The 21693-nt window shown below is 54.4% G+C and carries 22 protein-coding genes; 12 read left to right on the forward strand and 10 right to left on the reverse strand.

The annotated features are described in order from the left end of the window. Positions 1 to 27: 27 nt before the first annotated feature. A complete protein-coding gene (locus QBD29_RS05605) occupies positions 28 to 1314 on the reverse strand; it encodes a homoserine dehydrogenase (protein WP_280100331.1) in 1287 nt (428 codons plus the stop codon). 150 nt (positions 1315 to 1464) lie between these two features. Next, on the reverse strand, positions 1465 to 1731 hold the full coding sequence (locus tag QBD29_RS05610) for a hypothetical protein (RefSeq protein WP_280100332.1): 267 nt from the start codon (positions 1729 to 1731) through the stop codon (positions 1465 to 1467). A gap of 116 nt (positions 1732 to 1847) precedes the next feature. Here QBD29_RS05610 and QBD29_RS05615 point away from each other — a divergent pair, with 116 nt between their 5' ends. Next, positions 1848 to 2426 (forward strand): TetR/AcrR family transcriptional regulator, encoded by a 579-nt coding sequence (locus QBD29_RS05615; protein WP_280100333.1) that lies wholly within the window; start codon positions 1848 to 1850, stop codon positions 2424 to 2426. A gap of 162 nt (positions 2427 to 2588) precedes the next feature. Here QBD29_RS05615 and QBD29_RS05620 read toward each other — a convergent pair whose 3' ends face one another. From QBD29_RS05620 to glyA, 3 genes are all read right to left on the reverse strand, one after another. After that, positions 2589 to 3914, reverse strand: a complete 1326-nt coding sequence (locus QBD29_RS05620) for an insulinase family protein (protein WP_280100334.1) — start codon at positions 3912 to 3914, stop codon at positions 2589 to 2591. A 1-nt stretch (position 3915) separates the two neighbouring features. After that, complete coding sequence (locus QBD29_RS05625) at positions 3916 to 5199, reverse strand: insulinase family protein (RefSeq protein ID WP_280100335.1); 1284 nt, start codon at positions 5197 to 5199, stop codon at positions 3916 to 3918. A gap of 156 nt (positions 5200 to 5355) precedes the next feature. Then, complete coding sequence (glyA, locus tag QBD29_RS05630; RefSeq protein ID WP_280100336.1) at positions 5356 to 6648, reverse strand: serine hydroxymethyltransferase; 1293 nt, start codon at positions 6646 to 6648, stop codon at positions 5356 to 5358. 282 nt (positions 6649 to 6930) lie between these two features. Between glyA and QBD29_RS05635 the strand changes: the two genes are divergently transcribed. Together QBD29_RS05635 and QBD29_RS05640 are read left to right on the forward strand one after the other, a co-directional pair. Further along, positions 6931 to 7695 (forward strand): NAD kinase, encoded by a 765-nt coding sequence (locus tag QBD29_RS05635; RefSeq protein ID WP_280100337.1) that lies wholly within the window; start codon positions 6931 to 6933, stop codon positions 7693 to 7695. After that, complete coding sequence (locus tag QBD29_RS05640; RefSeq protein ID WP_280100338.1) at positions 7688 to 8188, forward strand: GNAT family N-acetyltransferase; 501 nt, start codon at positions 7688 to 7690, stop codon at positions 8186 to 8188. The genes QBD29_RS05635 and QBD29_RS05640 overlap by 8 nt, the downstream gene beginning before the upstream one ends. Before the next feature lie 143 nt (positions 8189 to 8331). Here QBD29_RS05640 and QBD29_RS05645 read toward each other — a convergent pair whose 3' ends face one another. The 4 genes from QBD29_RS05645 to QBD29_RS05660 form a co-directional block, all read right to left on the reverse strand. Further along, entirely contained in the window at positions 8332 to 9066 is a 735-nt protein-coding gene (locus QBD29_RS05645) for an SDR family oxidoreductase (RefSeq protein WP_280100339.1), read from the reverse strand. Next, a complete protein-coding gene (locus QBD29_RS05650) occupies positions 9063 to 9791 on the reverse strand; it encodes an SDR family oxidoreductase (RefSeq protein WP_280100340.1) in 729 nt (242 codons plus the stop codon). Before QBD29_RS05650 ends, QBD29_RS05645 begins: the two co-directional genes overlap by 4 nt. 77 nt (positions 9792 to 9868) lie before the next feature. Continuing rightward, positions 9869 to 10231, reverse strand: coding sequence for a Lin0512 family protein (locus QBD29_RS05655; protein WP_347936328.1), 363 nt, complete (start codon positions 10229 to 10231; stop codon positions 9869 to 9871). Then, complete coding sequence (locus QBD29_RS05660) at positions 10231 to 10578, reverse strand: Lin0512 family protein (protein ID WP_280100341.1); 348 nt, start codon at positions 10576 to 10578, stop codon at positions 10231 to 10233. Before QBD29_RS05660 ends, QBD29_RS05655 begins: the two co-directional genes overlap by 1 nt. Before the next feature lie 127 nt (positions 10579 to 10705). Here QBD29_RS05660 and QBD29_RS05665 point away from each other — a divergent pair, with 127 nt between their 5' ends. Genes QBD29_RS05665 through QBD29_RS05680 form a run of 4 tightly spaced genes read left to right on the forward strand, consistent with a single transcriptional unit; the run spans position 10706 to position 16132 of the window. After that, positions 10706 to 11782, forward strand: a complete 1077-nt coding sequence (locus tag QBD29_RS05665) for an AI-2E family transporter (RefSeq protein WP_280100342.1) — start codon at positions 10706 to 10708, stop codon at positions 11780 to 11782. Further along, positions 11775 to 12446: a DnaA/Hda family protein gene (locus QBD29_RS05670; RefSeq protein ID WP_280100343.1), complete on the forward strand. Its 672-nt coding sequence runs from the start codon at positions 11775 to 11777 to the stop codon at positions 12444 to 12446. Before QBD29_RS05665 ends, QBD29_RS05670 begins: the two co-directional genes overlap by 8 nt. Further along, positions 12443 to 14650, forward strand: a complete 2208-nt coding sequence (locus tag QBD29_RS05675) for an RNA degradosome polyphosphate kinase (RefSeq protein WP_280100344.1) — start codon at positions 12443 to 12445, stop codon at positions 14648 to 14650. Before QBD29_RS05670 ends, QBD29_RS05675 begins: the two co-directional genes overlap by 4 nt. A 6-nt stretch (positions 14651 to 14656) precedes the next feature. Next, a complete protein-coding gene (locus QBD29_RS05680; RefSeq protein ID WP_280100345.1) occupies positions 14657 to 16132 on the forward strand; it encodes a Ppx/GppA family phosphatase in 1476 nt (491 codons plus the stop codon). Here the strand turns inward: QBD29_RS05680 and QBD29_RS05685 are convergent. Then, complete coding sequence (locus QBD29_RS05685) at positions 16127 to 16798, reverse strand: YafY family protein (RefSeq protein ID WP_280100346.1); 672 nt, start codon at positions 16796 to 16798, stop codon at positions 16127 to 16129. The genes QBD29_RS05680 and QBD29_RS05685 overlap by 6 nt on opposite strands. Before the next feature lie 93 nt (positions 16799 to 16891). On the opposite strand from QBD29_RS05685, the gene QBD29_RS05690 reads away from it, so the two are divergent. The 5 genes from QBD29_RS05690 (at position 16892) to QBD29_RS05710 (ending at position 21620) form a co-directional block, all read left to right on the forward strand. Beyond that, positions 16892 to 17734 carry an EamA family transporter gene (locus QBD29_RS05690; RefSeq protein WP_280100347.1) on the forward strand — a complete coding sequence of 281 codons (843 nt, stop codon included), beginning with the start codon at positions 16892 to 16894 and terminating at the stop codon, positions 17732 to 17734. Positions 17735 to 17799: 65 nt separating this feature from the next. After that, entirely contained in the window at positions 17800 to 19137 is a 1338-nt protein-coding gene (gene proS / locus QBD29_RS05695) for a proline--tRNA ligase (protein WP_280100348.1), read from the forward strand. 20 nt (positions 19138 to 19157) lie between these two features. Beyond that, a complete protein-coding gene (locus QBD29_RS05700; protein WP_280100349.1) occupies positions 19158 to 19670 on the forward strand; it encodes a DUF2937 family protein in 513 nt (170 codons plus the stop codon). Beyond that, positions 19667 to 20950 carry a lipoprotein-releasing ABC transporter permease subunit gene (locus QBD29_RS05705; RefSeq protein WP_280100350.1) on the forward strand — a complete coding sequence of 428 codons (1284 nt, stop codon included), beginning with the start codon at positions 19667 to 19669 and terminating at the stop codon, positions 20948 to 20950. Before QBD29_RS05700 ends, QBD29_RS05705 begins: the two co-directional genes overlap by 4 nt. Next, positions 20943 to 21620, forward strand: a complete 678-nt coding sequence (locus QBD29_RS05710; protein ID WP_280100351.1) for an ABC transporter ATP-binding protein — start codon at positions 20943 to 20945, stop codon at positions 21618 to 21620. Before QBD29_RS05705 ends, QBD29_RS05710 begins: the two co-directional genes overlap by 8 nt. Positions 21621 to 21693 lie beyond the last annotated feature (73 nt).

Below are 21693 nucleotides of genomic sequence, written 5' to 3' on the forward strand. Positions count from 1 at the left end.
GGCCAAGAAGAGTGGTTGGGATCGCACTTAAACCTCGACAATCTTCAGGGCGATTGGGGCGCTGGTGGTATCGCTGTTTTGGGCGATTGCGGCCAAAGCTTTGTCGACGTTGGACGGTTCGGTGGGGTGTGTGACGATCAAAACCGGAGCGCTGTCGCCTGTGTGGTTTTGTTGGCGCAGGCGGTCTATTGAAATGCCCGCATCACCCAGTGCTTTGGCGATGTTTGCAAGCACACCAGGTGCATCGCGCAGGCTCATGCGGATGTAATAGGCAGAGGGAGTAGTGGACTGCGCGGCGGGGGCGTTTGTGAGTTGTGCCGCTGGGATGCCAAAGGTTGGGATTGTGATGCCGCGCGCAATGTCCATCACATCGCCCATAACAGCGGAGGCAGTTGGCCCTTCGCCAGCACCTGCACCGCGTAAAACGATCTGGCCCACATTGTCGCCTTCGACCACGACCATGTTTGTGCCGCCTTCGAGCTGACCCAGAGGGGAGTTGTATGGGACGAGGCAAGGCTGCATGGTTTGCTCCAAACCCTTGTCTGTCATTTGCGATAGGCCGAGCAGCTTGATGCGGTATCCCATGTCTTTGGCTGCGGTAATGTCGTCGATGGAAATCTCGCCAATGCCTTGCAGTTGTGCAGAGGCGAAGTCCACTTGGGTGCCATAGGCAATGGAGGACAGCAGCACCAGTTTGTGCGCGGCGTCAATTCCACCCACATCGAGATTTGGGTCTGCTTCGAGATAGCCAAGCTGGTTGGCTTCTTCGAAGATATCAGCGTAGGGCAGGCCGGAATGTTCCATGCGCGTTAGGATATAGTTGCAGGTGCCGTTCATAACGCCCATAATCCGTTCGATCTTGTTCCCCGCGAGCCCTTCGGTGAGGGCTTTGATGATGGGGATGCCCCCTGCAACGGCTGCTTCGTAGCGCAAAGAGATGCCCGCAGTTTCGGCAGCAGAAGCCAGTGCGTGACCGTGATGCGCAAGAAGCGCCTTGTTGGCGGTTACCACATGTTTGCCTGCGGCGATGGCCGCTTCGACAGAGGCTTTGGCAGGGCCGTCTTCGCCGCCCATGAGTTCCACATACACATCCACATCGTCGCGTTTGGCCAGCGCAACGGGGTCGTCTTCCCATGCGTATGTGGACAGGTCGACACCACGGTCTTTGCTGCGCGACTGAGCGCAGACGGCGGTCACTTCGATTGATGTGCCAGAGCGTGCTGTGAGCAGCGCCGCATTTTGTTGTACGATCTTAATGACACCCGCGCCAACGGTTCCAAGGCCAGCAATGCCGAGACGAAGTGATTTGGTCATGGAAAGGCCCTTTTTAATGCAGCTTGGTTTGGCCGATGTGTTAAAGGAACAGCGCGGGGCGTGCAATGTGATTGGCGCTTTAACACGCGACTTTTAACCAGAGATAAATCGCTCGGGCGGTTAGCTTCACCGCTCACAAAAAGGGATGGGTTAATTTCCGACCTGTTGACGCAAGCGTGCCGCCCGTGCGCGCAACGCAACGGCCCGCGCAGCCAAACGATCTGCGTCTGTTTGGTTTTCTGTGGCTTCATCCGAAACAGATTGGCCCGCAGATTCGAGTTCGGCAGTAATGGCCAAATCTGGCCATTTAGCGCCAGAGACATCAGAAGCAGCTGGGTATTCGTAATCGCTGCGGTTGTCTTGGATTGAACACGCGCTCAAGGCAAACAGGGTTATGCTGGCAAAGATCAGGCGCATTTGGCGGCTCCGCAGGGGTGTATCCCGTTAATATGGGATTGCGCGGTGTCGGGCAATGGGGTTGTAATTAAACAGGTGTTCATTTCATTTGGGACTTAGCAGCAAAGGGACGCCGCATGGCACGCAAATCTGGTTCAAGTTCGCAAAAAACACGGCCCCTGGTGCGGGCGGCAGCGTTGCGCTTGTTTGCCCGCGATGGCTATGCTGCCGTCTCTATGCGCCAGATCGCGGCAGAGGTGGGTGTGCAGGCGGGGGCGCTGTATCGATATACCCCTGACAAACAAAGCCTGTTGTTCGAATTGATGCAGGTTCACATGGAAGAGTTGTTGGCGGCTTGGTCAGACGTGGCGGGTGATGGCAGTGGGCTTGAGCAGCTTGATAAGTTTGTGCGGTTTCACATCCACCATCATTTGGATCGCGTGGACGCAGTGTTCATTTCCTATATGGAACTGCGCAATCTGACCCCAGAGAATTTCGCCGTGATCGAAGGGTTGCGTGCGGACTATGAGCGGATATTAGAGCGCATCTTGCAAGATTGCGGTGTGACGCAGGATGACGGCAAGATGACCACACTCGCGGTTCTGGCGATGCTGACGGGAGTAAACACATGGTATCGCGACGGCGGGCGATTGGATCGTGCCGCCATCGCAGAAACCTATGTTGGAATGGTGCGCCGATTGATTAGGGCCAGTTAACACAGGGCCGGGCAAAATCCGCCGCACCCCTAAGGGTTTCGCGAATTTTCGCCAGACCTGTGTTATCTGCCCTTGAAATAGACCCCTATTCCTGCGGTCAGATGCCTTGTTCTGGCGAAAATTCGACTGAAACTGGAGAGATTTCGATAGTGTTAACAGGCCCTAGCGCAACTGGGTAAGACAATGGCGCAGTGGTTTGGACAACGGCTGTTCACAATATCCATCCGCTTTCATTGCTTCGGGCGGAAGATTAGAGCCACCGATCAGGATCAAAAGGTAGTCGTCTAACGGGGGTAGATGATCCTTTGCGTTGTCGCGAATTTTTTCGACGTCGGCGTTTACGACAGCGGTGAATACAGGAAAGCGGATTTGTCCTGAAGCCGCATCGGTGTATTCATCCATGTATTTGCTGGCGCCCCAACGGGCGTTGGTGGAAAAGTGGTAATCAAGTCCATTCAGGGCGCGGCGTTTGACGTTTCGCATTCCTTGGTCTGTTGCATCGCTGTCGCGCACACGGTTGTAGATGGCTTTCATCTCTTCAAGGATCATTGGCCATTCACTGGATTGCACCGTCGCCGAGAGGGACATCAAAGCGCGGTTTTTGCCAAGCTGTTCAAAATCTGCGGTTGGATTATAGGCTGCGCGGAGTTCTTGGCGGATGACGCGGAACATTTCTGATCCTTGATAAGCCCCCATGTAATCCATCAGCATATTGGCCCCGACGAAATCTTCTGCACCGTCAAATGTTTCGGATTTCACCAAAAACATCAGAGTTTCGCGGCTGGACGCGTCTGGGGCGAAAATCACGCCTTTGGGGAGGTCGGTAATTTTTGCTTTGGGTTGGTCCATGTCGGAGTTCTGGCGGGGCAGTTTGCGCAAGAAGGCAGTCACATCGCCCTGTACATCGCCCTCGTGGCGCACAACGATTTGGCTTGGCATACCAAACTGAAAGCTCAGGTTTGCGATGTCGGTTCCATCATCTTCTTCAGGGAATAGGATAAAGTCGCTTAGAACCCCTGTCACATTATCTGGACGACGGGTTTTTGTGGCGAGCAGCGGGCGTTGTTGCACGATCTGGCGGGCGTACCACTGCCGCGAAAAATTGGGACTGGTCATGAGGTCGGACATGTGTCCGATTGCCTCTGCAAAGCCATCAGACGGGGCCGAGAGGGTCAGCATGATATGATTGGGCAAAAGGGTAATGCCAAGATCGATGCCGTTGATTTCGCGATAGGTGTCTGCCTCAAACTCTGACATTTCGGACGTGGGGCCGCGGACAATTGTGGCGAGACCCGCATGGGTGGCTTCGATCCGATTTTCAGCCAAACTGTTGAGCGGCCACATCAGTGAAATTGCCGATAGCCCATTGGTTAACGGACGCAGGCTTGCGTATTTGGGAGAAATCTTGCTGGCCACCAATTCGGTTTGCGCGGCGAGTGGCGTTGCAAACAAGGCAAATGCGGCGAGGATCATGTGAATGCGTTTCATTTTAATCTTCCTTCGCTGCAAAGAGGATCGAAGTCGCGGAGGGTTCGATCAGTTTTTCAATGAAGCGCAGGACTTCGGCGTCTGTCGTGTCTTCGATCAGTTTCGCATATGTGCCTGGAGATATGGGCGGTAGCCCGTCAGAGGCCACGTTTTCCAAAAAGCGCAAGAAATCCTGTGAGCCACGGGCGGCTCCTTTGGCGTGGGCGGCATTACGTTTGCGGGCTGTGTCGATTTCTTCGGCCGTGACTGGTTTGTCCAACAAAGCATTGAAGGTGTTTTCAAATGTAGCCAAGGCCGTTTCAAAATCCACGCCAGGCATCGGTTCGATAAAGGTGTTCATTTCCGTATCGCCGTTTTTGGCCATAAAGAAATCTGTGCCGACGGATTGAAAATCAAAACGGTTGAACATTAAGGCTTCGCGGATACGGGATTGGAAAATCGAGACGCCGATAAAAAATTCGCCCTGCAAATCAATAGAGGTGTCCACCCAATCCAAATCAATGAATTTGGAATAAATGATGATGTTGTCCTGTAGGCGATCAGAGGACAGGCTTTCTTTGTGGCGCAGGTTTGGATCGGGCTTTTCGTTGAGCCACCATTTTTCGGGTGCGGTGGACTGTTCGGTGTCGCCAAAATACTCTTTCACCTTGGCAGCTGCTTGTTCGGGCGAAATTTTCCCCGATATCAAAACCATGACATTGGCTGGCGCATAGTGTTTTTTGTGAAATTCCAGCGCCGTTTGCAAGTTAAGGCGCGGCAGGTCCTCGATCATATTGTTGGCACGTCCGCGTTTTGACCCATAAAGGTTTTGCAGATTGATCCGGCGTAGCCAGCGAGTGGGGTATTGGCGTTCACGCAAAAGGGTTTCGCGTTCGACAATTTTGATTTCGCTTTCAAGGAAATCTTTGGGCAGAACAGGATCGTTCAATACGGCGCGGGACAGTTTCATCAGGCGGTCAATGTCGTTTGGTGCGCCAGAGTTGGTGTAGATGGTGGCGACCGAACTTGTCTTGGCAAACAGGTCTCGTGCGCGGGGCTCGCGCAGAACGTAAGTGTCTGCCGAAAACGCCGCGAGATGTTCAAGAAAGTGGGCCGTGCCGGAAACTTCGTCGTCATCATAAGATCCCGACAGCACAATGAGCTGCACATCAACGCGATTGAATGTGTCACGCGGCACAACATAAGCCGAGTGCAAACCACCGATATCTTTGAGCGGTATCACCTCTTGAGCGTGGGTGCTGATGGTCGTTGCAATAAGGATGAGGGCGGAGAGTATTCTGATCACGCGAAAGCCTGTTCTATGAGATTGATCCAATGCGGACCTGCAATAATATGGAGTAGAACGGTTTTGCGTCAAAGATGCAATTGGCAGCCTTGGGAGGGCGCCAAAAAGAAAGCCGCACCAGATGGCGCGGCTTTGCAGAAGTTTTGGGTGAAGGGCTTACATGCCTTCGTAGATTGGGAAGCGCCCGCAAAGATCGGCCACTTTGGCTTTGACAGCGGCTTCGACTGCGCCGTTGTTGTCTGGGCCGTTTGCGGCCAAGCCGTCCACCACTTCGACGATCAGATCACCGATTTCACGGAACTCTGCTTCGCCAAAGCCGCGGGTTGTGCCCGCCGGTGTGCCAAGGCGGATGCCTGAGGTCACGGTTGGTTTTTCTGGGTCAAACGGGATGCCGTTTTTGTTTGTTGTGATGTGGGCGCGGCCAAGGGCGGCGTCTGTGATGTTGCCAGTTACACCTTTGGGGCGCAGATCGACGAGCATCACGTGTGTGTCTGTGCCGCCAGTAACGATATCAAGACCACCTTTCATCAGCTGGTCTGCCAGAGCTTGGGCGTTTTTCACCACTTGTTGTTGGTAGGCTTTGAACTCTGGGCGCAAGGCTTCGCCAAAAGCAACGGCTTTGCCCGCGATAACGTGCATCAAGGGGCCGCCTTGGATGCCAGGGAAGATGGCAGAGTTGAATTTCTTGGCCAGTGCTTCGTCATTTGTGACGATCATGCCACCACGTGGGCCGCGCAGTGTTTTGTGCGTGGTTGTTGTGGCAACGTGGGCGTGTGGGAATGGGGACGGGTGAACGCCAGCCGCCACGAGGCCCGCAAAGTGGGCCATGTCCACGTGCAAGTATGCACCAACGCTGTCTGCGATTTCGCGCATTTTGGCAAAGTCGATTTGGCGTGGGATCGCAGAACCACCCGCGATGATCATTTTTGGCTGATGTTCGTTGGCCAATTCTTGGACTTGGTCATAATCCAAGAGGTTGTCTTGCTTGCGCACGCCGTATTGAACAGCGTTGAACCACTTGCCTGATTGGTTTGGCTTCGCGCCGTGTGTCAGGTGGCCCCCTGCGTCCAAAGACATGCCAAGGATTGTGTCGCCTGGTTGCAAGAGCGCCTGCATTACACCTTGGTTTGCTTGGGAACCCGAGTTTGGTTGCACGTTAGCAAATTCACAGTTGAACAGTTGTTTCGCACGCTCAATAGCGAGGTTTTCTGCCACATCAACGAACTGACACCCGCCGTAGTAGCGACGCCCAGGATAGCCTTCGGCATATTTGTTCGTCATCACCGACCCTTGGGCCTGCATAACGGCCTTGGATACAATGTTTTCGGATGCGATCAGTTCAATTTCGTCCCGTTGACGACCAAGTTCGTTAGTGATGGAGCCAAAAATCTCTGGGTCACGGGTGGATAGGTCTTCGGTGAAGAAGCCAGCGTCGCGTACGTTTGTCATAAGTGCATCCTGTTGTTGGAGGGCGATTGCCGCAGGGTATAATTGGTGCCGTCGGTTCCAGAAGTTCCAGATGCGACGGATTTGTATTCTTGGCGGACGGAATATGGGGAATCACTCCAAAAGCAAAGGTGCAAACTGTCGCAAATAAGCCGATTCTTTGTGTGCGATGGTATGCAATAAGCCAATTTTTTGAAGGATTTGGCCGAACCGACCCGCAGTTTCGCTTGCGCTGGTGGGGCTGTGCAGGGATGGTAACGCAAGACAATCAAAAAGGCGCAGGTGATGCGATTTAAAAAGATCAGTTTTTTGGCCAGCAAAGCCGAAATGGCCCAAGACGCCCGCGCGGCTTTGGTGCAGCGGTATGGGCATGTGTCCCCTGTGCAAGCGGATTTGATCGTCGCGTTGGGGGGGGATGGTTTTATGCTGTCCACTTTACACGAAACCCAAGGTCTGCGTGCGCCTGTTTACGGAATGAACCGTGGGACAGTTGGGTTTTTGATGAATGAATATTCCGAAGACGGGTTAGAGGATCGGCTGGCGCTGGCCGAGGAAACCGTGATCCATCCGCTGCGCATGACGGCACATGGTGTTGATGGCGAAGAACGCGAAGGTTTGGCCATCAACGAAGTATCTTTGCTGCGCAAAGGGCCCCAAGCGGCCAAACTGCGAATTTTGGTGGATGGCAAAGAGCGGCTGTCTGAGCTGGTGTGTGATGGGGCGCTGTTGGCAACCCCAGCGGGTTCAACCGCCTACAACTATTCTGCGCATGGTCCGATTTTACCCATCGGGGCGGAGATTTTGGCGCTGACGGCCGTTGCAGCGTTTCGCCCACGGCGCTGGCGTGGGGCTTTGTTGCCGATGCGTGCGAAAGTGCGAATCGAAGTGTTGGAATCAGATAAACGCCCTGTGCAAGCGGTGGCAGACAGTTTTGATGCCCGCGCTGTGGAATGGGTGGAAATCCAAAGCGCGCCAGATATTTCTCATCGGTTGCTGTTTGATCCAGAACACGGCTTGGAAGAGCGGTTGATCCGCGAGCAGTTTGTCTGACTTTGTGATCAAAGGCACAAAGGGCGTGGTACTGCGCCGCCTTTCGCCTGCAGATTTGGCGGCGTTTCAAGCCTATCGCCAAGACCCAGAAGTGGGTCGGTTTCAAGACTGGGACCGTATGGATGATGAAAAGGCCGCAGGGTTTTTACAGCACATGTCCAAAGCCGCGTTGTTTGTGAAAGGACAATGGTCTCAGATTGGTGTTGATTTGGACGGTGAGCTGATCGGGGACATGGGTGTTTTTGTCAGCGCGGATAAACCCGAAGCAGAGATTGGTGTGACATTGGCACAAGGTGCGCAAGGCAAAGGGCTGGCCGAGGCGGCTGTGCGGGCGTTGATTGGCTATCTGTTTGATGATCTTGGACTAGATCAGATTATTGCAGGTGCGCACAAAGACAATGCGCGATCCATTGCGTTGATGGAGCGGTTGGGCATGAGCTTTACGGCCGAGGTTGGGGACGATGTGGATTACGTTTTGCATCGCTCAGTTTAATCGGCCTGTTTAATTGTATGCTGCGCATGTGCTTGGGAGCTTTTGCTTGGGCAAAAGCGATTTTGGATATTTTAGTCGAAAGAAATGTGGGGATTATTGCATTTCGCGAAAGGCTGATGCGACGGTTTTTTAAGCGAAACGCTTTAGGGTAGGCTGAGTTTTGCCATTCTGCCGCCGTCGATTGTCCAGATTTGACCAGTGACAAAGGCAGCTTCGTCTGAGGCGAGCCAAGTGACAAGATTTGCAACCTCGCTCGGGGCACCCGTGCGACCGACGGGGTGAATGCCGCCGATTTTCTTGCGAAACTCTGCTGGGTCGCCCAAGCTTTCGATGAAGGCTGTGTTGAGATCGGTGTCGATCCAGCCTGGGGCCACGGCATTGCAGCGTATTCCATCTGGGCCATGATCAACCGCAATGGCGCGGGTCAGGCCATGCAGGCCTGCTTTTGAAGCGCAATAAGCAGGGTGGCGTGGGTTCGAGCCGAGCCCTTCGATGGAACCAATATTGACGATATTGCCAGCGGATTTGATCAGGTGGGGCAGGGCGGATTTGGTCAGTAAAAAGGGCGCGGTGAGGTTAACCTGAATGGTGTTGGCCCAGTCTTGTTCGCTGGTTTCAAGGGTGGTGCCTTCAATCATCAGGCCCGCGTTGTTGACAAGGATATCGAGTCTTCCTGTTCGCGCGATGATCTGGTCGATGACGTTTTGTGGTGCGGTTGGATCAAGGAAATCTGCGGTGATGCTGGTGTGGGTTGGGTCCGTGCCGCGCTGGGCGGTGAAGACTGTTGCGCCAAGGCCGGCGAACCTGTCTGCGGTGGCCGCGCCGATGCCACTGCGCCCGCCTGTGATAAGAACGATTTTTCCATTGAAGTCGATCATTTGACGGGTTTTCCTCCGTTTACCTCGAGGAGTGCGCCGCACATGTAGCGGGACTGATCCGAGGCGAGGAAGAGGATCACATCGGCGATGTCTTCAGGCTCGGCAATGCGGCCAAGGGGGACAGAGGCATTCAATTCTGCGATGGCTTTGTCAGGGTCCATGCCACGAATTTTGAAACCCGTGCGGATCATTGGAGTGTTGACCTCGTTTGGGCAGACGGCGTTGACGCGGATACCTTGATGAGCGTGGTCCATGCCGAGGCATTGGGTCATCGACGCGACGGCGGCTTTGGACATGACGTAGACGGGATGGTTCGGGCCAGGGTGAACGCCCCAGCAGGACGATGTGTTGACGATGGCACCGCCCCCAGTTGCGGCCATGATGGGAATAGCCGCGCGGCAGAGGCGGAACGGGGCCTCCACATTGATGGCCATGGTGCGGGCGAAATCGGTGTCAGTGGCTTGCGTGATGTCGCCCCGTGTGATGATGCCTGCGTTATTGATAAGGATGTCGAGGCCACCCAATACATCGGCAGCATGGGTTGGGAGAGCGTCGCAGAATGTGGCGTCCATCAGATCGCCGGTGATTGAATGATCCGCCACGCTGTCTTTGATATCGACACCAAGCACGGTTGCCCCAGCGGATTGGAAACGCCGTACAACGGCCTGCCCGATCCCGCCAGCGGCGCCGGTGAGTAACACGCGTTTGCCTTTTAAATCTGTCATCTGCGGCTCCTGCTACTCCCCAAAAGGTACATCCCGTTATACGGGGCGCAATGCCGAATGCGACGCGGGATGTCGGATTATTTTGAAAGTTTATACGCCGACTGGTCGATGGGGTAATAGGCTTCGATTGCGGCGGTTGCGATGACGCTGGCTGTTGTTCCATCGGCAGAGGGGATGTTTTGGCCGCCCTTGATTGCCGTGACCTGAGCGTTGCCACGCGGCAATTCCGCAGCAACACGCGCGGTGTCGAGCGCGTCTGGATCTTGAACACCGATGGTGACCTTAACCGTCATTTGTTTGTGGTCGAGGTTCAGTTCCGTGAACAAGGTGAGCGAGGAATGACGGATGGCATCATTCACGGCGCGGATCGCGGCTTTGGTGTAGTCTTGGCCGTAAAGGTCTGTGCCGATGCCTGTTTCAAGGATGATACGGTGATCCATTATGCAGGCTCCATATCAAAAGAAACGACGATTGCGGCGTTGGCGATGACGGTGTGATCCGTGTTGGTGGGTTTGGCGATATCAAGGCCGCCGTGAGAAGCCGTGATCGCGATTTGGCCGTAAGGAAACATGTCTTTGAGCGCGTCTGTGTCCACTTTATCAGGGTGTTGTACCGCGATGTCTACATCCACGATCATGGCTTCTTTGGGGAAGCCGAAAGCGGGTGCGACCGTTAATGAATTGCGCCAAAGTGCGTTTTGAATGGCGCGGCGGGCGGCGGCGGTATAGTCCATTCGGCGCAGTGATGTGCCGTGACCAATTTCTAGGGCAACGCGGGTTTTGGGCATGGGGTGGCCTTTTCTTTTGGTGCTGCGAGGTAACCTCAGCCCGAATGCGGATGCAAGAGCGGTGGATCAATTGTTTTCGCGCACGGATTAGGGTACATGTGAGTCTTGAATTTTTTGCGGAGTTATCATGGCGTTGAGCACAAATGAACAGGTGCGGTATTGGGGCATCGGTGCGGTGGTCTTTCTGCTGTGCCTTTGGGTGATGGGCAATGTGTTGTTGCCGTTCATCACGGGCATGGCGATTGCGTATTTTCTGGACCCTGTTGCGGATCGACTGGAAGCGGCGGGTTTGTCGCGCAGTGTGGCGACCACAGTGATTACGCTTGTGGCGGTGGTGGTCATCCTGATCTTACTGATTGTTTTGATCCCATTGCTGGTGCGCCAAACGGCGGGATTTGTGTCGGCGTTGCCTGAGTATGTGGCGCAACTGCAAACCTTTATCAAAGAACGCTTTCCTGAGGCTTTTAAAGAAGGGTCTGCAGTGTTGCAGGGGTTGAATTCCGTCATTGAATTTGTGCGCTCCAAGGGTGGGGATTTGGCAAATGCGTTGCTGGCGTCTGCGTTTACCATTGTGGATGTGGCCATTTTCATGGTCGTCGCCCCAGTCGTGGCATTTTACATGCTGCTCGATTGGGATCGTATGATCGCCACGATTGATGGCTGGATTCCGCGCGATCATTTGGAAACGGTGCGCGATTTGGCGCGGCAGGTGGACAATGTTCTGGCAGGATTCGTGCGTGGCCAATTGACGGTTTGCAGCATTTTGGGTGCATTTTATGCGGTGGCTTTGATGCTGGTCGGGCTACAATTTGGCGTGGTGGTTGGCCTGATTGCGGGACTGTTAACCTTTATCCCTTATGTGGGATCGATCATTGGGGGCGTGTTGTCCATCGGACTGGCGTTGTTTCAGTTTTGGGATGATCCGATTTGGATTGTCGCGGTTTTGGTGATCTTTGTGATTGGTCAGATGCTGGAAGGTAACTTTTTGACCCCGAAACTGGTTGGACGGTCCGTTGGGTTGCATCCTGTTTGGTTGATGTTTGCACTGTCTGCCTTTGGCAGCTTTTTGGGGTTCACAGGGATGCTGATTGCGGTTCCTGTTGCGGCCATGCTGGGCGTGTTCTTCCGATTTGGTGTAAGCCAATATTTGGACGGGCGATTGTACACGGGGATGTCGGGCCAGAAAGACAACGGCGATGGCTGAACAACTGGTGTTCGATCTGCCGGTTAAAACGGCGTTCGGACGGGATGATTTTTTCCGCTCTGCTGCGAACGAAGCGGCTGTGGCTGCTATCGAAAGCTGGCCCACTTGGCCCTTGGGTAAAATGGTTTTGGCTGGACCAGCGGGCGCGGGTAAATCCCATTTGGCACAGATTTGGGCCGAGATGGTTGAGGGATCGGTGATTGCAGCGAATGGCGACTGGGATGCACGCGATATCGGTGGCGCGGTGTGTGTGGAAAACGTGCATGCCATTGCTGGACAGCGCGCGCAGGAAGAACGGTTGTTTCACTTGCATAATATCCAAGCCCAACAGGAACGGCCGCTGTTGATGACAGGACAGGGCGTGCCAAGCGGTTGGGCCATTGGCCTGCCCGATCTGGCGAGCCGCATTCAGGGCAGCTTGCTCGTGCAATTGGGCGCGCCAGATGATAGGCTTTTGGCAGCGGTGTTTTTGAAACAATGCGCGGATCGGCAGTTGCAGGTGGAGCCAGGCGTTGTGGATTACATCCTGCGCCGCGCGGAGCGGTCCTTTGTCGGGATGCGCGATCTGGTGGGACAGATGGACCATCTGTCTTTGCAACGCAAAAAGCCAATTGGGCAGGGAATGGTGCGTGAAATTCTTGCGCAAATGGAGTTGGACACATGAAGGATAGCCCCGTGGTATCGTCACATATCGAGCCAGATTTTCTGCACAACCCAACACCAGAAGCGGTTGAAGTGCCCGAGTTGGATATCACCAGTTCCGCGCGGTTTTTTAATCGCGAGCTGAGCTGGCTCGCGTTTAACACCCGCGTTTTGGAAGAGGCGCAAAACCCGCGTTTGCCCCTGCTGGAACGGGTAAAAATGCTGTCGATTTCTGGTACGAACCTTGATGAATTTTACACCGTGCGTGTGGCAGGTCTGCGCGAAATGGTGCGCAATAATATTCAACGACCAGCCCTTGATGGGAAGACGCCCCAGCAGCAATTGGATGCCATTGATCTGGATGCCCGTTGTTTGATGCAAACCCAACAAGATGTCTGGGTCGATCTGATGGCCGAGATAAAGCGCGATGGGATTGATATTTTAACCCGTGATAAACTGTCAGAAGAGGATCGCGCGCATCTAAAACAAGTGTTTGTGGAACAGATTTTTCCGATCCTAACGCCGTTGGCCATTGATCCTGCGCATCCGTTTCCGTTTATCCCGAATACAGGTCTAACGTTGGCGTTGGAGTTGCGGCGCAAGAAAGACAAACGCGTTTTGCAATCTTTGCTGCCTATCCCCGCGCAGGTGCAGCGGTTTGTGGCGCTGCCAGATGGTTTGGCGGGCACACAACGGTTGATCATGCTCGAAGAGGTCTTGCTAGAGTTTTTGGATCAACTGTTTCCAGGCTATGGCATTGTTGGGCATTGTTCGTTCCGATTGCTACGCGACAGTGATTTAGAACTTGAAGACGAAGCTGAGGATTTGGTGCGCGAATTTGAAACCGCGCTGAAACGTCGTCGTCGAGGCGAAGTGATCCGCATGACTCTGTCCACAGGGGCACCGAGTGGGCTGACCAATGTGATCCTCGAGTCTTTGGGGCTTAAAAAATCTGATGTGATTGAAGTGGACGGTCTGCTGGGGGTTTCAGACCTTGCTGCGGTGATTTTGGACAGCCGTGCCGATCTGCAATGGCAGCGGTTTAAACCGCGTGTGCCAGAACGGGTGCAGGACTTTGAAGGGGATATTTTTGCGGCCATTCGCCAAAAAGATATGCTGCTACATCATCCTTACGAAACCTTTGACATCGTGGTGGAGTTTCTGCGCCAAGCAGCGCGCGATCCCGATGTGGTGGCGATCAAACAGACGCTGTATCGTACATCTAACGAAAGCCCGATTGTCGAGGCGTTGTGTGAGGCTGCGGAAAACGGAAAATCTGTGACCGCATTGGTGGAATTGAAAGCCCGATTTGATGAGGCCGCAAACATCCGTCAATCGCGGCGTTTGGAACGGGCAGGGGCGCATGTGGTTTACGGATTTATTGATCTAAAAACCCACGCGAAACTGTCCACTGTTGTGCGGCGCGAAGGCGATGCGCTGGTCACATACACACACTTTGGAACAGGGAATTATCATCCTATCACAGCCAAATTTTACACCGACCTTTCGTTTTTCACTTGTGATCGGGATTTAGGCCATGATGCGACGAAAGTGTTTAATTACATCTCTGGCTATGTGCAGCCAGAAGGGCTGAGTAAACTGTCCGTGTCGCCGCTGTATCTGAAAAATGATCTGCTGGGGATGATCCAAAACGAAGTGGATGCGGTGGCACAAGGAAAGCCTGGCACAATCTGGGCCAAGATGAACGCGCTGATTGATGGCGATGTGATTGATGCCCTTTATCGCGCGTCGCAGGCAGGTGTGAAAATTGATCTGGTTGTGCGTGGGATTTGCGGTTTGCGTCCCGGTATCAAGGGATTAAGCGACAATATCCGCGTAAAATCCATTGTTGGCAGGTTTTTGGAACATTCGCGGATTGTGTGCTTTGGCAATGGGTTTGGATTGCCTAGCAAAAACGCCAAAGTGTTCATGTCATCGGCCGATTGGATGGGGCGCAATTTGAAACGCCGCGTGGAATCGCTCGTGCCGATAACCAACAAAACTGTGCATGCCCAGATCATGAGCCAAATCATGGCTGCCAATCTGGCCGATCAGGTAAATTCTTGGGTGTTGCAGCCCGATGGCACTTATGTTCGCGACTTGGAAGGGGACGGATCAGCTTGGTTCAATTGCCACAAGTTTTTCATGGAAAATCCGTCGCTGTCTGGCCGTGGTTCGGTTGGCGCGAAAGATGTGCCAAAGTTGATGCACAGCAATGAAGGTTAACCCACCGTGCAAATAACAACAAAGTTTGCAGAACTGGAACGGGTTGGCGTGATTGATGTGGGGTCGAACTCTGTCCGTTTGGTGGTGTTTGACGGAGCAGCCCGCTCGCCTGCGTATTTTTTCAACGAAAAAATCCTGTGCGGGTTGGGGCGCGATATTTCGGAAACAGGTGTTTTGCATCCAGAAGGGCGGGCCCGTGCGCTGCGTGCGATGCAACGGTTCGCGGCTCTGGCGGCTAGTTTTGAGGTGCAATCCTTGCGGGCGGTGGCCACCGCAGCGGTGCGCGATGCAAGAGATGGGGGCGAGTTTTGTAAAGAGGTGTTGGCGCAAACAGGTATCAAGATTGATGTGATTGCGGGCAAAGACGAAGCGCGTCTTGCGGCCCAAGGCGTGTTGTTGGGTCGCCCCGAAGCCCATGGGCTTGTCAGTGATATTGGTGGGGCATCTATGGAATTGGCGGAACTGTCCAACGGGACGGTTGGCACGCAGGTGACATCGCCCCTTGCGCCGTTGCGTTTGGCGGATGTGAAAGGGGACGTGGATGCGCATATCCGCAGAGAATTAACCGCGTTGCGTAAGCAGATATCGGGCACATATGAAACGCTGTTCCTTGTGGGAGGATCGTATCGCGCCATTGCCAAAGTGGACATGATCCGACGGTCCTATCCGCTCGGTGTGTTGCATGAGTATGTGTTGGAGCCCGCACAGATGATCGAAACGCTCGATTGGATCAAATCTGCGAGCCCTGAAGACTTGGCCGCTTCGTCCACTTCGAGCGCAACGCGCATGGCGCTGGTGCCGATGGCCGCGCGAGTGTTGCGCCAGTTGCTGGATGTGTTTGGCCCAAGACGGATTTCTGTATCGAGCTATGGTCTGCGCGAGGGCATGTTGTTTGAGAAAATGCCGCCAGATGTGCGTGCCCGTGATCCGCTGATCGAAGCCTGTCGTGTGATGGAGCGGACTTCGGCGCGGTTTGTGGGGTTTGGAGCGCATTTGGCCGCGTGGGTTGCACCATTGTTGCCCGACGCGCCACGGCTGCAACGGTTGGTTTTGGCGGCTGGATTGCTGCATGATGTGAGTTGGCGATCCGATCCAAGTTCACGCGCGGAAGAGTGTTTCGACAACGCTATGCGAGGCAATTTGGGTGGACTTGACCATAAGGGGCGGGTGATGTTGGCGATGGCGCTGCTGCATCGATATCGCAAAAGCGGTAAAATCGAAAAATACAAAACGTTGCGCAGCGTTCTGAACGACGAAGAGCAAAAATCGGCACAGATCATTGGACAAGCAATGCGATTGGGGGCGTCCCTGGCAGGGGGGGATCCGCAGGTTTTGGCCCAATCGCAATTGACACAAAGTGATACCCACCTTGATCTGCGCCTTGGGCCACAGGCCGAGGCGTTCGGCGGTGAAGTGGTTGAGGCACGTTTGGCAGAGTTGGCCACTTCTATGGGGCGCGCTGCGCGGTCAGGCGCGTTATAAATCCTGTGCGTGATCGGCAGCCCATTGCGCACGTAGGGCCCTACTTTTTCCGATGAAATTGCCGCCTGGTTTGATTTTGGGCTGATTTGCGAGCCGATCAAGGCGGAAATGCCTGAAATTATTTCGCAATTCGCACCACGCAGGCATCACGATCACCTCTGAATAATAGATGATGGAAATGGGGCAAACGGTGCGATCTGTTTCTGTGCCGTCCGCATCGCGGTAGGTGATGCACAGTTTCTTTTCATCGCGAATGGCGCGGCGGATTTCGGATAGATCAATGCCATGAGGTTCGGCTGCGCCCCATGTGGAGGAAAACAAAGTCTCTGACAGCGGTGTTGCCTCGGCCAGTTTTTGGGCGGCGCGTTTGGCGGCCTTTTGTAGGGATTTATCCCCTGTGCGGGCAATCATGGATAGACCCACGGTGATGGCTTCGGCCTCTTCTACATCAAAATTCAGGGGAGGCAGATCATAGCCCCGCCGCATAATGTAACCGATGCCAGCGGCCCCTTCGATCGGCACGCGCATGGATTGTAGCGTGGCAATATCGCGGTAGATGGTGCGCGGTGTGACCTCACACTCGGTTGCTATTTGCGCAGCTGTCATGGGGTTTGCCGCGGACCGCAGGACTTGGATGATTTCGAACATACGGCTGGATCGGGGCATCGGGGATTTCCTTTTCTTGGGGATAGCATAGGACTCCTGACAACATGTTGTCAGTAGCGTTTCTGTACACTGGGGCCAAAGAAGGAGACCTGCATGGATCGGACCTATGTGATTGGCGTGATTTTGGTGACGATTTCGGCTGTGGTGTGGTCGAGTGCGGGGATTTTCACTCGCGGGGTCAGTGCGGATGCGTGGAGCGTGATTTTCTGGCGCGGCATTGCGGCAACGGGATTCACGCTGGCCTATATGGCGCTGCGTGGTGTGTTGCTGGCAGAGTTTCGTGGGCTGAACAAACCAACAGTTTTGGCGATTGTGTTGATGGCCTCGGGTACGGCAGCGTTTATTCCCGCATTTAAATTGTCGAGCGTGGCAAATGTCGCCTTGATCCGGGCCACAGCACCATTTGTGACGGCGGGTTTGTCGTGGCTGTTTTTGCGTGAAGCCCCAAGCCGCCGCGTGCTGATCGCGAGTTTTGCCACGCTGTTTGGGGTTGGCATCGTGGCAAAAGGCAGTGTGCAATCTGGGTTGTGGATTGGGGATTTGCTGGCGTTTTGGATGGCTTTGATGATGTCGGCCTCATTTGTTGTGTATCGCCGCTGGCCCAAGACCCCTGCCGCGCTGCCTTCGGCGGTTTCGGCAGCGGTTTTGGTTCCGATTGCGTGGTTTTTGACGGATGCGATGGCGGTTGTGCCCCATGAACGGTGGATCATCACGGCGTTTGGGGCGGTGTTTGCCACTGCTTCTGTGCTGATGATGGAAGGCGCGCGGCGCATTCCATCTGCGGAGGTGGCGTTGATTTCAGCACTAGAAACTCCTGTGGCGGTTCTGTTGGGGTTCGTGATTTTGGCCGAAACGCCGCCGATGATCACGGTGATCGGGGGGATGATTATCATGGCGGCTGTGATCTGGTCGCAATGGCGGGGCGTGACACGGTAGTTCGTGTTGCACCGCTGTTCGGTTTGGCCTAGAGGTTTTGGTGATCAAGAATTGGAGCCGACCCCATGCGCATGTCCCGTTATTTCCTGCCTGTGTTGAAAGAAGACCCTGCGGAAGCATCCATTGTAAGCCACCGTTATATGTTGCGGGCTGGCATGATCAAACAAGCGACTGCTGGGATTTATTCGTGGCTGCCGCTGGGGTTCAAAGTGCTGCGTAAGATCGAAGATATTGTGCATGAAGAACAGGCCAAGGCGGGGCATTTACCGATGTTGATGCCAACCATTCAATCCACAGATTTGTGGAAGGAAAGCGGTCGGTATGAGGCATTTGGCGAAGAAATGCTGCGGTTTAATGATCGTCACGAGCGTGAGATGTTGTTCACGCCAACCGCTGAAGAGCTGATCACAGATATTTTCCGCGCCCATGTCACATCTTACAAAGACATGCCGCTGACCATGTATCAGATTCAATGGAAGTTCCGCGATGAGCGCCGCCCTCGGTTTGGGGTGATGCGCGGGCGCGAATTCTACATGAAGGACGGCTATAACTTTGACCTGACCAAAGAAGACGCGCTGCATGCGTATAACCGCCATTTGGTAAGCTATCTGCGCACCTATGAGCGGATGGGCTTGCAGGCGATTCCGATGCGCGCGGACAGTGGCGCAATTGGTGGCGATGATACGCACGAATTTTTGGTGTTGGCCGAAACGGGCGAAAGCGAAGTGTTTTACGACAGCGCGGTTACAGAGCTGACGTTTGGGGACCGTGATATCGACTTTGATGACAAAGCACAGTGCCAAGCCATCATGGAAGAGTTCACCACCAAATACGCGCGTACCGATGAAACCCATGATGAAGCACTGTTTAACGAAGTGCCAGAAGAGCGCCGCAAATCGGCGCGTGGTATTGAGGTTGGCCAAATCTTTTATTTCGGGACGAAGTATTCCGATGCGATGAACGCCACGGTGCAGGGGCCTGATGGCAAACCTGTGGCGGTGCATATGGGCAGCCACGGCATTGGTGTGTCTCGACTGCTCGGCGCGATTATCGAAGCCAGCCACGATGACAAAGGGATCATTTGGCCCGAAGGCGTGACGCCGTATCATGTGGGCATTGTGAACCTGAAACAAGGTGACGAGGAAGCGGATGCTGCTTGCGAGGCGCTTTACAAAGAGTTTACCGCCGCTGGTTTGGAACCGCTTTATGATGATCGTAAAGAACGGGCGGGCGGCAAGTTCGCGACAATGGATTTGATCGGATTGCCTTGGCGCATTACAGTCGGTCCAAGAGGTTTGAAAAATGGTGTGGTCGAGCTCACTTCGCGTAAGACGGGGGATAGCGTTGAGATGACACCAGCAGAGGCAGTGGCCCGCGTCAAAGAGATTTACGCGAGCCTGTAAGCCAAATCACAGGCGGTCCGATGGGACGAGTTATCAATCTTTGCGGTGGGGCGGCCCTGTTGGTCGGTGCATCGCAGTTTCCCGAGTTTTCGCAGCAATACGTGCAGCGATTGGGCGGAGCGGTTGATGAATTGCGCCTTGTGGCTGCGGATTTTGACAAAAGCGCGACCAGCGTTGGCATGACCCGTGAAGAGGCTTTGGCGTCGATGACAGGCAATGATTTTCAAGTGGCGCGGCGCACGGATATGATACGCAGTTTCAAACGCCTATACCGATTGGAAAGCGATTTGATCGCGCTGGAAGGGGCCGATGCCTTTACCCGTTTGCGCCATGTGTTTCGATTTTCAGATAGCGGAATTGTGGCCCGCGCGTGGGCGGCATATCGCCCTGCCATACCAATTGATTTTGACGGCTTGATCTTTGCCCTTGGCGGGTTCTTCGCAGGATTTGGGCTGTTTGCAGGCCTTGGTCGGGTGTTTCGCCGCAACAAAACACCCGAAGTAAAACGACGGATAGAGGATGTTAATCCATGAGCACCACAGCCCCTTTTGCGCGGTTTGAATGGATGATCGCTTGGCGATACCTGCGCGCCAAACGCCGTGAAGGCGGCGTGTCCGTTATGACGTGGATTTCGTTGATCGGTATCACGCTGGCGGTGTTTGCGCTGATCGCAACTCTTGCGGTTCGTACAGGGTTTCGTGTGGAGTTCACCAACACCATTCTGGGCGCAAATGCCCATGCTTCGGTTTATGTGTCGCCTCATTTGGATGGGGACGGTCGCACGGTAACAACATTCAAAAATTATGATGAAACGGCAACGGAGCTCAAGGCAGTGCCTGGTGTTGTTCGCGCAGCCCCCATTGTGAACGGGCAAGTGATGGCATCGGCCAATGGGCGCAACACGGGAATTCAGGTGCTGGGCCAAAGATACGAGGATGTTTTGGGCATTCCGCTGGTTGTGGAGCCAGAAACGCAACTGGGCGAATTGAGCAATTTTGACAAAGGCGTTGCCATTGGCGTTGGCATTGCGCGGGAATTGAACCTTGCCCTTGGGGATAAAATCACGCTGATTTCACCTGATGGGATTAAAACGGTGGTTGGAACCAGCCCACGGGTTGGATCTTATGAAGTGGTTTATATCTTTGGTGTCGGGCGATGGGATATCGACAAAACACGGGTATATATGCCGCTGGCGGAGGCGCAGAGTTTCTTTAACCGTGATGGGCAAGTGGACGAGTTCGAAGTGATGATCGCTGATCCTGACAAGGTGGACGGTTTTGTCGATCAACTGACCCTTGCAGCGGGGCCAAATTCGCTGGTTTGGACGTGGAAGAATGCGTCTGGTGGGTTCCTCCGCGCGTTGGAAATGGAAGATAATATTATGTTTATCATCCTGTCTATTCTGGTGCTGATTGCGTCGATGAACATTGTATCGGGCCTGATTATGCTGGTGAAAAACAAGGGCCGTGATGTGGGTATTTTGCGCACGATGGGGCTGACGCAGGGGTCGATTTTGCGGGTGTTCTTTATCTGTGGTGCGTCCATTGGTTTGGTTGGCACGGCGATGGGCGTGATCCTTGGCTGTTTGTTCGCGATCTACATTGATCCGATCTTTGGCTTTGTGAACACAATTGCAGGGGGTGGCGTTTGGGACCCGTCCACGCGCTTGTTGTCGCATTTGCCTGCCAAATTGGAATTGGGTGATGTATTAAGCGCGGTCGTTCTGTCGCTGGGGCTGTCGTTTGGGATCACGTATTTCCCCGCACGCCGCGCGGCACGGATGAATCCTGTGGAGGCACTTCGCTATGAATGATGCGTTGAAATTAAGCGGGATCACCAAAGGCTATAACCTTGGGGCGCCGACCGAAGTGAAGGTGTTGAACGGTGTGGATTTCACACTGGCCGCGGGCGAGGTTGTGGCGATGGTTGCGCCCTCTGGTGCTGGGAAGTCGACGCTGCTGCATATTGCAGGGCTGCTTGATACCCCAGATACAGGATCGGTGGAGATCAGTGGCCAAGCGGTGGGATCGGGGGATCGGGCCCGCACGCGGCTGCGTCGTCAGGACGTTGGATTTGTGTATCAGTTCCACCATCTGTTGCAGGAGTTTACGGCGCTGGAAAATGTGGTGTTGCCGCAATTGGCCAATGGGGTTTCCCAGCGCGATGCGCAGGCTCATGCAGAACAATTGATGGAAACGGTCGGCCTGAAAGATCGCATTGGGCATCGTCCCGCAGAATTGTCAGGCGGGGAACAACAGCGCGTGGCGTTTTGCCGTGCCTTGGCCAATAAACCAGCGGTTTTGCTGGCGGATGAACCCACAGGAAACCTTGATCCAGGCACATCAGACACAGTGTTCGCGGCGTTGATGGCGTTGGTGCGTGCATCGGGGATGTCGGCGTTGATCGCGACTCATAACCTTGAACTGGCCGCACGCATGGATCGTATGGTGCGCCTTGATGCGGGTGTTTTGACAGCGGCGTAAGCCTTTCCAAAAAACAGAACGTTACGTTGCAGAGCAAAATGCGCTCGCCATTCTTGTGCGACAGGCGTAGGGG

It is taken from the genome of Amylibacter sp. IMCC11727, assembly GCF_029854195.1.
GTDB lineage: Bacteria > Pseudomonadota > Alphaproteobacteria > Rhodobacterales > Rhodobacteraceae > Amylibacter.

What these genes read in the sequence shown, in the direction of transcription:
- QBD29_RS05605 (WP_280100331.1), bottom strand. Translation starts at nt 1,314, where the DNA reads ATGACCAAATCACTTCGTCTCGGCATTGCTGGCCTTGGAACCGTTGGC.
- QBD29_RS05610 (WP_280100332.1), bottom strand. Translation starts at nt 1,731, where the DNA reads ATGCGCCTGATCTTTGCCAGCATAACCCTGTTTGCCTTGAGCGCGTGT.
- QBD29_RS05615 (WP_280100333.1), top strand. Translation starts at nt 1,848, where the DNA reads ATGGCACGCAAATCTGGTTCAAGTTCGCAAAAAACACGGCCCCTGGTG.
- QBD29_RS05620 (WP_280100334.1), bottom strand. Translation starts at nt 3,914, where the DNA reads ATGAAACGCATTCACATGATCCTCGCCGCATTTGCCTTGTTTGCAACG.
- glyA (WP_280100336.1), bottom strand. Translation starts at nt 6,648, where the DNA reads ATGACAAACGTACGCGACGCTGGCTTCTTCACCGAAGACCTATCCACC.
- QBD29_RS05635 (WP_280100337.1), top strand. Translation starts at nt 6,931, where the DNA reads ATGCGATTTAAAAAGATCAGTTTTTTGGCCAGCAAAGCCGAAATGGCC.
- QBD29_RS05645 (WP_280100339.1), bottom strand. Translation starts at nt 9,066, where the DNA reads ATGATCGACTTCAATGGAAAAATCGTTCTTATCACAGGCGGGCGCAGT.
- QBD29_RS05650 (WP_280100340.1), bottom strand. Translation starts at nt 9,791, where the DNA reads ATGACAGATTTAAAAGGCAAACGCGTGTTACTCACCGGCGCCGCTGGC.
- QBD29_RS05655 (WP_347936328.1), bottom strand. Translation starts at nt 10,231, where the DNA reads ATGGATCACCGTATCATCCTTGAAACAGGCATCGGCACAGACCTTTAC.
- QBD29_RS05660 (WP_280100341.1), bottom strand. Translation starts at nt 10,578, where the DNA reads ATGCCCAAAACCCGCGTTGCCCTAGAAATTGGTCACGGCACATCACTG.
- QBD29_RS05665 (WP_280100342.1), top strand. Translation starts at nt 10,706, where the DNA reads ATGGCGTTGAGCACAAATGAACAGGTGCGGTATTGGGGCATCGGTGCG.
- QBD29_RS05670 (WP_280100343.1), top strand. Translation starts at nt 11,775, where the DNA reads ATGGCTGAACAACTGGTGTTCGATCTGCCGGTTAAAACGGCGTTCGGA.
- QBD29_RS05675 (WP_280100344.1), top strand. Translation starts at nt 12,443, where the DNA reads ATGAAGGATAGCCCCGTGGTATCGTCACATATCGAGCCAGATTTTCTG.
- QBD29_RS05685 (WP_280100346.1), bottom strand. Translation starts at nt 16,798, where the DNA reads ATGCCCCGATCCAGCCGTATGTTCGAAATCATCCAAGTCCTGCGGTCC.
- QBD29_RS05690 (WP_280100347.1), top strand. Translation starts at nt 16,892, where the DNA reads ATGGATCGGACCTATGTGATTGGCGTGATTTTGGTGACGATTTCGGCT.
- proS (WP_280100348.1), top strand. Translation starts at nt 17,800, where the DNA reads ATGCGCATGTCCCGTTATTTCCTGCCTGTGTTGAAAGAAGACCCTGCG.
- QBD29_RS05700 (WP_280100349.1), top strand. Translation starts at nt 19,158, where the DNA reads ATGGGACGAGTTATCAATCTTTGCGGTGGGGCGGCCCTGTTGGTCGGT.
- QBD29_RS05705 (WP_280100350.1), top strand. Translation starts at nt 19,667, where the DNA reads ATGAGCACCACAGCCCCTTTTGCGCGGTTTGAATGGATGATCGCTTGG.
- QBD29_RS05710 (WP_280100351.1), top strand. Translation starts at nt 20,943, where the DNA reads ATGAATGATGCGTTGAAATTAAGCGGGATCACCAAAGGCTATAACCTT.